Here is a 9,006-nt window from a genome sequence, read left to right on the forward strand (position 1 = left end):
TCCCTAGTCCCTAGTCCCCGGGGACGGTCTGACGAGTGCCGTCAGGGGTTGGCGAGGGTCGCCTCGAAGGCACGGTCGACCGCCTCGGTGACCATCACCGCCACCGGCGTCGGCATCTCAGCGATCTTCTCGGCTACCGCCAGAGCCTCGCCCACCAGAAGTGATCAGGGCGACGCCGGGACTTCGTCACCCCCGTGGGGAGCACCCGGTGGCACCCGTGGGAGTATGTCACTGGCAACCCACGGCTGACGCGAACGATTACATCAGTGTTATCAAAATGTTGTTGACAATGACCGGCGGCGTTTACGGTCGGCAATGGTCGCGCCGGCAAGACTCAATAGCCGGCGAATATTCGGTCCATGAAATCACGGTCCGCGATGCCACACCCGGCGAAACCGTGTTCGACGATGCCCCATCGAGACATACCCAACATCCGTTGCAACGGAAGCCCGCAAAAACATCAACATTCAAACAAGCGCCTGACATCGCGACCCGGCATCCAGATCCGAAGAAAATACATTCCGCCGCAACCCCGGCAACCCGTTATCCCACCGTTCCAGCACGGCCGACCAGGAGCGTTCGTGGCTCGTCCGCCCGAAGTGCTGTTCGTCTGCGTTCACAACGCGGGCCGTTCTCAGATAGGCGCCGTCCTGCTCGACCGACATGGTCGTGGTCTGTTCCGCGCCCGATCCGCCGGCACCGCCCCGGCCCCGGCCATCCACCCGGGAGTCGTCACCGTCATGGCCGAGGTAGGCATCGACCTGTCCCGGGAGTCCCCGAAGCGACTGACCAACGAGATGGTCCGCGACTCCATCGTCGTCCCCAACATGGGATGCGGCGACGCCGTTCCCAGCTACCCCGACACGCGCTACCTCACCTGGAAACTGGATGATCCGGCGGAGTGCACGCTCGAGGAGATCCGGTCGATCCGCGACGAGATCGATGCCCGCGTCCGGGCACTAGTCTACAGTCTCGGCGTGGCCGCCCGCGTCGGGCTGCTGAAGAACCAGCCCGGTTACACCGGGATCCCGTCTGGCGGTACTGACCCGGATGCGTGGCACTATCCCTCACCGGTCGGGGCGGGCGCACCCGATGCGACCGCGTGATCCGGCGCGACCGCGTTGACGGGCTCGGCCTCCCGGTACGGGATGATGATCGTCGCGCCGATCGGGACGGTGCCGCCACGCACGACGTCGGCGCGCAGGCCGCCCCGGTCGCGTAGCGCGCTCCAGACCCCGGGGCGGGTGAGCTGTTCGAGGTAGGAGCACGGTGGGCAGGGCCGGACACCGAGCAGGACAACGTCGTCGATGCGGAAGGTCCGCCCGACGAGGTCGAGCAGCGCGACGCCCTCCGTCACCAGGTTTCGCCTGGTCTCCCACTCGGCCAGAGCCACCCCGGCGTCCGCGGCCACGGCGGCGATGACCTCACGCTCGATCAGCGTGACGGCACGACCGGCGCCACCGCGCGCGGAGTAGGTCCCGCTGCCGGTGGCGTAGCGGTCGCCTTCGAGGCCGTGACCCTCGATCATTCGAACGGCCTCACGGGCCCGCATCCGGGTACCCCGGATCGGCGTGGTATAGATCCCGACCAGGCGTCCCGCGACCATGATGCCGACACTACCCGCTGGGATGGCATTCCATGATCAGCATGGATCCGGGTGAGGTCGTCAGCGAGCGGATGAAAAGTGACGGCACCCCTGGTGGAGCCCTTCATTGATCATTCTCTCCCCAGATGTCGGACTCCGAGCTCCAACCCCATCTGCCGGTCCCCCGAAGGCGTCGGCGTCCGCCGTGTCACCGGCTCCGGGCGGACCCGTGGGGTCCTCGGCGAAGTCAATGGCGGGAAGTGGGCCAACGTGTTCGATCGTGAAGTACGGACAGGCTCGACGGAGATCGGCGACGGCGGCGTCGAACGCGTCCACGGCGTCGTTGCGCAGCAGAAACGCCCAGCTGAGCACCGGGGCCTCCGCGCCGCCGTGCGGGCGCCGTGGCCAGTCGGACAGCGCCAGCGGACGCAGCAGGTCGAGGATCGCGTCGGCCTGACGCTGCCGGCGTGCGATGACCAGGTCGGCCACCTGCTGACCCAGCCTGATCCGCGCGTCGAGATCCGTGGGCGGCGTGACCCCGACGAACGGACTGCCCGGCAGCACCTCGGCGAGCTCAGTCATCGCCGCCACCATGCCGTCCTCCGACAGCATCCGGCCGTCCTCCGGCAGGACCCGGGACCCGATCGGCGTCCGGAACCAGATCGGCGGTGCGCACCCGGTCAGTTGTGCGCACCCGGTCAACCACCGGCGCTCCACCGCCGGGCGAGTCCTCGTGACCGTCGAAGGTGCCGCCCAGACGCTGGTCACCACCCAGCGTGATATGGACAAACGAGTAGGGTGGCCAGGGACCCGTCGCCTCGGCGGAGCACCCCGCCGCGTCCAGCTCCCGCGTCAGCGCGGTCGCCGTGGTGAGGAACGCATCCTCCTCCGAACGCGGCACGAGGTACGCGCAGTCGAACATCCGCCCCGGCCGACCGGTGTGCCGACGGGCGTCATCCCGCGCGTGCGCGGCCAGCTCCCGATCCGCCCGATCGACCATCGCCGCGACCTCGTCACGCCGGTCCCGCTCCGCCTGCAGCTCCCGGCGCCGCTCGGCAAGATAGGCCGTTGCTGAGCCGGTCGCCGAGCCGGTCCGCCCACCCACACCCACCGTTGGTGCGATCTCCGCCGGGTGGTGGACAGGCGAATCCACCCGGAATCCCCACTCATGGGCATCCCGGACGGCGTCCAGCATCTGGAGCAGGTCCCGTACCTGGTCGTCGAGGATGGCCCGGCCCTGCTCCGGGTCGGCGAGCACCGTGCCGAACCGCAGCGGCAGCACACCGCCGCGTTCCAGCAGCTCCCACAGCACCTGATCGTGCCGGCGGGCCAGCGCGGCGAGGCGACCGGTGTCGGCAACGTCCTCCTCGAGGTCATGCAGCAGACTCGACTCGACCTCCGAGACGGCGAGTGACAACGGCCCGCAGGCGATCGCGTCCACCTCGGTGTCGGCGCCCAGCCCATCGATTCCGGCGGTGTCGCTCGCCGCTGGAATGATGCCGTATACGTAAAGACCGCGGTCGGTCCGGGACGCGCGCGAGGACGGCCGGACGCCAGGCCCGACCACGCCCACAGTTCCGACAGTCGACTCCGGAACGGACTCCGACTCCGGAACGGACTCCGACTCCGGAACGGACTCCGACTCCGGAACGGACTCCGACTCCGGAACCGACCCCGACTGCGAGACCGGAACGGGGGGAAGGTCCCGAGGCGGGGTCACGGCCGGCCTGATGCCCTCCATCGCCACCCGGGTGATCTCACGGGCGAGGCACTCGACGATCTGATGTCGGGCGAGTTCGCGGGCCTCTCGAACGGCCTCCTCGAGGACCTCAGGCGCGAGTCGCCGGGCGAGGGCCGTGAGATCCTCAGCCCCGGCCGCCGTGCTCATGGCCGCTACTCCCTCGTGTCCCGTCTCTCGACCGCCGATGCCTGGTCAAGGCCGATCCCCCTGCGCCAGCCAGGCCTGCCGGCCCCGCCGAAGAGGCGCTCGACCGCGTCCGCCGGATCCCGGCCCGTCGACCCTCCGGTGGCGCGGTCGGTGAAACGGCCGGTGGGCCACCCGACAGCCCGGCCCCTGGGCTCCTCCACACCCTCCCCGGCACGATTCACGATCTGCGCGGGACGGTCGGCGATCCACTCAGGATGATCCTCGGCCCGCCCGGCGACGGGCGGTCCCGTCCTCGTCTGGGCTCATGGTGTCTGGGCTCATGGTGTCTGGGCTCATGGCCGGTGCGCGGCCCCGTCCGCCCCGCCTCCAGGACAGGGAGGACCGCGGCATCGAAGACATCGACACGCCGCCCATTCCCGGGACTACCGGCTCCAAACTCCCAGCGTATGACGGGTGCCGACCGCAGATCACCGACCGGCGCCCCCGCCCGGAGGAGCCCCCGCCCGGAGGAGCCAAGGCCATCCAGGCCGAAGGTCCACTGGGGGTGGAGAGGTCAGCGCGCCCTACGGGATCAGCGCGCCCATGCCGCCCGCGCTGCCTGCGTGGGGCTCGAAGATGATCGGTCCGAGTCAGCGGACCGGGTCAGGATCCTCTGGGTGATCTCCTCAGCCGTCAGCGGCGGCGCGAAGAGAAAGCCCTGCGCGCTGTCGCAGGCGGCCGCGCGCAACCGCTCGGCCTGCATCGGGGTCTCGACGCCCTCGGCGGTCACCGTCAGGCGCAGGGTGTGGGCCAACGTGACCAGCGTCTGCACGATCTCCTCACCCCCCGGGTCGGCGTCCCGCGCCGAGCGGAAGCCCTCGACGAACGGTCCGGCGAGCTTGAGCGTGTGCACCGGCAGCCGACGCAGGTAGGCGAGGTTGGAATAACCGGTGCCGAAGTCGTCGATAGCGATCCGTACGCCCATCTCGGCGAGCCCGCGCAGGACCCGCAGCGACTCGTCGGCCGTGCCCATGAAGGCGCTCTCGGTAAGTTCCAGCTGGAGCAGGTCCGGGGAAAGCCCGGTCTCGTCGAGAATGCGTCGGACCTGTTCCACCAGGCCGGCTTCGCGGGTCTGCCGGGCGGCCAGGTTGACGCTGACGAACAGGGCGTGCGGATGACACTCCTGCCACTGCCGCGCCTGCCGACAGGCGAGCTCCAGCACTCGCCGGCCGAGGGGCACGATCTACCCGGTCTCCTCCGCCATCCCGATAAACAGATCGGGGGGCAGCAGACCGAGGCCAGGATGCCGCCAGCGGACCAGCGCCTCCACCCCGACCATCGCCCCGGCGGCCATCCTGGCACCCGCACCGTCGCCGAGGGCGATGATCGGCTGGTACTCGACGACGAACTGGTCCTGTTCGAGGGTGCGGGGCAGCATGGTCGACAGAGTGTGCCGGGTCACCTGCCGGGCGCCTCGCTCCGTGTCGAACAGGGCCCAGCGACCCTTCCCCTCCGCCTTCGCCCGGTAGAGCGTGATGTCGGCGGCCCGTAGCAGATCGGCGTAGTCCCCGCCGGCGACGGGCCGTTCGACGATGCCGATGCTTGCTCCGATGGACAGCGCGTGGTCACCCACCCGCAGTGGGCTCGCCAGCGCCGCCAGCACGGTCTCGGCGACGGCGACGGCGTCCGCCGTGCCGGCTGTGTCAGCGACAAGGATCACGAACTCGTTACCACCCATCCTGACCAGGAGCTGCTCCGGGGACAGCACCCGACGCAGCCGGTCCGTGACGGCGACGAGCAACCGGTCGCCGACGTCGTGGCCGAGGCTGTCGTTCACCATCTTGAATCCGTCCAGATCGATGAAGCACAGCCCGATGCGACGTTCCGGTCCCGTGGCTATCAGTTCGTGGACCCGTTCGATGAGTACCGTCCGGTTCGGCAGGCCGGTAAGCGGGTCGTGCCGCGCCTGGCGGCGCAGCTGATTCTGCAACAGATGCCGGTCAGTCACATCCACGATCATGGAGAGCTGCGCACGGCACCGCCCGTCGTCGTCGCGCAGACACGACGTGGTCAGCTCGGCCCACACCACCGACCCGCCGATCCCGGTGAACCGCCGCTCCATCCGGATGTGCTCCGGTCCGGCGGTCCGCTGGGCGGCATAGGCCTCCCGGAGCTCCCTCGCGTCCTGGGGATGCGCAAACTCGTCGATTGACCTGCCCTGCACCTGACCCGGGCCGACTCCGAGCATCCGCAGAAAAGCGTCGTTGGCGTCGATGATCCGTCCGTCTCCATCATTGATCAGGATTCCGATCGCGGAGCCGGTGAAGATCAGCCGGAAGCGGGCATCGCTCGCGTGCAGAGCCGCACGATGGATCGAGTCCTGCCCGGCGAGGATCCGCTCCCGCAGCGCATGGGCGTATCCCTGGGCCAGGCCGCCCTGCAACGCCGCCAGCCGGGCGCCGTACCCGTCGGCCGTCCCGAGTCGTAGGTCGGTGAGCAGTCTGGTGCCACAGATCTCGATGGTTCCGGCCAACGCGTCCGCGGCGCCGAAGGTGTACTCGACGACGGCAGCCCCGACCGCGGCCGCAGGGTCGGCCGTGAACGGTTCGGCGAGCAGGGCGTCGACGAGCCGGTCGCTCAACGCCCGTAACCGCTGCTCGACGTCGATCAGGCCGATCGCCGGATAGCTGGCGCCGAGGATCTCTCGGGCCCAGGCCTGGGCGAAGCGCGCGACGCCCTGCTGGCGTGCCGTCTGGGGCAGGGACCTCACCGCACGCACTCCTCATCGCACGCATTTCTTGCCCGACCATGACAAACCTTGGGCCTGACCCGCCCTGTGACAGAATCTCGGCCGCTGGCCGGAAAAGCACCGGAAGCCGGAGAAAAACCAATAAAAAAGTAAAAAGTAAAAATAATTAAGAAAAATCATAAAAACTAGGAACAGTCAGAAACAGCCGGGAACGGCGAGCCACCGGCGCCCGACCGCGGCAAGTATCGTGGAACGCACCGGGTTGTCCGCGAGGGGATCGGCGCCCATGCTCGCCGCGTCCGGGCGCCAGGCCGGTAGGTAGACCAGGCCCGGGTCAACGAGCTCGTATCCGCGGAGCAGACCGGCGATCTCCGCACGGGAACGCGGGGTCACCACGGTGGGGGTCTCGTCGTAGACCTTGCTGGCCTGGTTGATCTCTACGACCCGCTCGTCCGCGATCACATGAGAGATGGCCAGGTAACTGCCCGGCGCCGTCGCCTCCCGGAAGGAATCGATGATGCCAGCCGGGTCATCGCTGTCGGGGACGAAATGCAGAACCGTCACCATGAGCACGGCGATCGGTTGAGAAAGATCGAGCAGCTCGGCCACCGCGCTGGAGCCGAGGATCGACGCGGGCTGCCGAACATCCGCCTGGAGCACCGTGGCCCGCGGATTGTCGACCAGCAGCATCCGGGAGTGGATGACGGCGACCGGGTCGATGTCGACATAGACGACCCGGGCCTCCGGATTCACCCCTTCGGCGATCTCATGGACGTTACCGACCGTCGGCACCCCGGAGCCGAGATCCAGAAACTGTGTGATCCCGGCCTCGGCAGCGAGGAAGCGCACCGCCCGGTGCAGGAACAACCGGTTCGATCTGGCGATCAGCAGGGCGTCCGGGAGGATCTCGATGGTGGCGCGCGTCGCCTCCCGGTCCACCGCGAAATTGTGCGATCCGCCGAGCGCGTAGTCGTACATCCGTGCGGCGCTCGGGCGATTGACATCGATCCCCGCGGCCCACTCGGGCAACTCCTCCATGATCACCTATTCTCCTGTGCGACCCGCTAGACGACGTACGGTGAGGAGATTGTCTACCATCGCCACCTTCGTCACCACACCGGCCGGTCTCGCTACGGAGACCAGCACCCTCCAGACCGCGTTCGCTCGTTTCATCGCACGCCCGCCATACCTCCTGCCCGGGCCTCCCGGCGGCGCGGACCGACCTCCGGCGGCGGCCCATGGGGAAGCCGCCGACCGTGCCGAATGTCCGATTTGACCAGACCGTCCTACCCTGCCCTGCGTGGCCGTCCACGGAGGACACTGGTCTGGAACCTGGATCGAGGGTCGACGCCCGCGACGGCCGAGGAGACCCCTACGGCCGCAAGAACCGGAAGAACCGGAAGAACCGAAAGAACCGGGAGGACCGGAGCCCGCGGCGGCAGCCGACAGACCGACGGCGGCCGGGACAGCGCGGGTATTCGGGCGTCGCCCTCGGCCGGGACCGTACGAGGCTCCGGTACGAGGTTCCGGGTGAGGAGTGGGACGAGATGCGCGCCCTCGTCGTGTATGAATCGATGTTCGGCAACACCAGGGTGATCGCGGACGCCGTCGCGATCGGCCTGTCGACGTGGTTGGACGTCGGACTCGTAGAGGTCGGCACCGCAGACCCGGCCCTGGACGACGATGTCAGGCTCCTCATCGTCGGCGGGCCCACCCATGCGTTCGAGATGAGTCGGCCCGAGACCCGGCACGACGCCACCAGGCGGACCGAGGGCAATGTCGTGTCACCGGGGATCGGGATCCGGGAGTGGCTCGAGGCACTGCCCAGGCAACCGAGTGGGTCGCCCGAGGAGACGCCGCTCACCGGAGCGGCCACGTTCGACACGAAGGTCCGTCACCCCCGTCCCGCGGGTTCGGCCGCGGCCAGTGCAGCAAGGTGCCTGCACCGTCTCAGCTTCTCCCTCCTCGACCGTCCACGGAGCTTCTACGTCGACGGCCCGCCGGGCCCCCTGGTGGCCGGCGAACCCGAACGTGCCCGCCGCTGGGCCGAAAGCCTCGGATGGATGGTCCCTGCCTCGGCGAAGGGTAACGCGCTTTCCTGAGGTCGGGTGGCCCAGGGGAATTGCACCCCTGGGCTCCCACAGAACGGAGCGTGACGTAGGGTAGGCCGTCGACGAGGTGCCAGTTTCCTGGTCCTTTTCCGACGGCCCCCTCCGAACCAGCCGTGCCCGCTTTCCGTAGCGGCTGGCTCTCCAGTGCCTATCGTGATCTGCGTGTCGGACGTCCCGCGTGGATGTCCTCGTGGCAGGCGCGGCAGACGACGAGGGTCTTGCGGTGGCGGGAGGCCATCCGTGTGACCCATTCGGGTTGCTGCTCGGGCGCCACCTGGCCAGTCAGCGGACACCCGCCAGACTCATCCCGAGGGCACAAGGACCCCACGGTTTCGATGCCACCTAATAAATAACGGCACGTCGTCAGTGATTCGCTCACGCTCGTCTTCCTGATCCCTGCCTGACACCTCGGCCGGCGCCTTTTCCACATCGCTCACCACGGACGCGTCACCGCTCCCGCAGCATGTGGCGGCCTGGAGCCTCCCTCCGCAGAGCGACTCCGAAGGGCCAAATCCTTCATCTGCTACACAGCACCGCAGTCAGAAGATCTTCCTACAATTCGCTCCCTTCCACGTTCGTGGCGCACCTTGTCGTTTAACCTGTCGGCCCCTCAGATCCTGCGGCTGTTGACCTGTCCGTGGTCTTCCCGACCGGTTGGATGATCGCTGGTCGTCGGTTGGTGCGGCCGCCCACC

The 9,006-nt window shown here is 68.5% G+C and carries 7 protein-coding genes and 1 pseudogene; 2 read left to right on the forward strand and 6 right to left on the reverse strand.

Annotation, left to right across the window (positions count from 1 at the left end; genetic code table 11):
* Positions 1-581 precede the first annotated feature (581 nt).
* Positions 582-1,106: an arsenate reductase/protein-tyrosine-phosphatase family protein gene (locus AC08OX_RS11070; protein ID WP_476607733.1), complete on the forward strand. Its 525-nt coding sequence runs from the start codon at positions 582-584 to the stop codon at positions 1,104-1,106.
* On the opposite strand, the gene AC08OX_RS11075 is transcribed toward AC08OX_RS11070, so the two are convergent.
* From AC08OX_RS11075 to AC08OX_RS11095, 5 genes and pseudogenes are all read right to left on the reverse strand, one after another.
* Positions 1,061-1,606, reverse strand: coding sequence for an MOSC domain-containing protein (locus AC08OX_RS11075; protein ID WP_476607734.1), 546 nt, complete (start codon positions 1,604-1,606; stop codon positions 1,061-1,063). The two genes, AC08OX_RS11070 and AC08OX_RS11075, sit on opposite strands and share 46 nt — an antisense overlap.
* Before the next feature lie 60 nt (positions 1,607-1,666).
* Positions 1,667-2,197, reverse strand: coding sequence for a GvpL/GvpF family gas vesicle protein (locus tag AC08OX_RS11080; RefSeq protein ID WP_476607735.1), 531 nt, complete (start codon positions 2,195-2,197; stop codon positions 1,667-1,669).
* Positions 2,160-3,473 carry a GvpL/GvpF family gas vesicle protein gene (locus AC08OX_RS11085; RefSeq protein ID WP_476607736.1) on the reverse strand — a complete coding sequence of 438 codons (1,314 nt, stop codon included), beginning with the start codon at positions 3,471-3,473 and terminating at the stop codon, positions 2,160-2,162. The genes AC08OX_RS11080 and AC08OX_RS11085 overlap by 38 nt, the downstream gene beginning before the upstream one ends.
* A gap of 571 nt (positions 3,474-4,044) precedes the next feature.
* Positions 4,045-6,231: pseudogene (locus AC08OX_RS11090) on the reverse strand (putative bifunctional diguanylate cyclase/phosphodiesterase).
* 165 nt (positions 6,232-6,396) lie between these two features.
* The gene (locus tag AC08OX_RS11095) at positions 6,397-7,239 is read right to left on the reverse strand and encodes an SAM-dependent methyltransferase (RefSeq protein ID WP_476607737.1); all 843 of its coding nucleotides are present in this window, start codon (positions 7,237-7,239) and stop codon (positions 6,397-6,399) included.
* Between the two features lie 509 nt (positions 7,240-7,748).
* On the opposite strand from AC08OX_RS11095, the gene AC08OX_RS11100 reads away from it, so the two are divergent.
* Positions 7,749-8,303: a flavodoxin family protein gene (locus AC08OX_RS11100; protein WP_476607738.1), complete on the forward strand. Its 555-nt coding sequence runs from the start codon at positions 7,749-7,751 to the stop codon at positions 8,301-8,303.
* A gap of 157 nt (positions 8,304-8,460) precedes the next feature.
* On the opposite strand, the gene AC08OX_RS11105 is transcribed toward AC08OX_RS11100, so the two are convergent.
* Positions 8,461-8,742, reverse strand: a complete 282-nt coding sequence (locus AC08OX_RS11105; protein WP_476607739.1) for an HNH endonuclease — start codon at positions 8,740-8,742, stop codon at positions 8,461-8,463.
* Positions 8,743-9,006: the final 264 nt, after the last annotated feature.

The organism is Frankia sp. CoBUL1 (genome assembly GCF_978021245.1).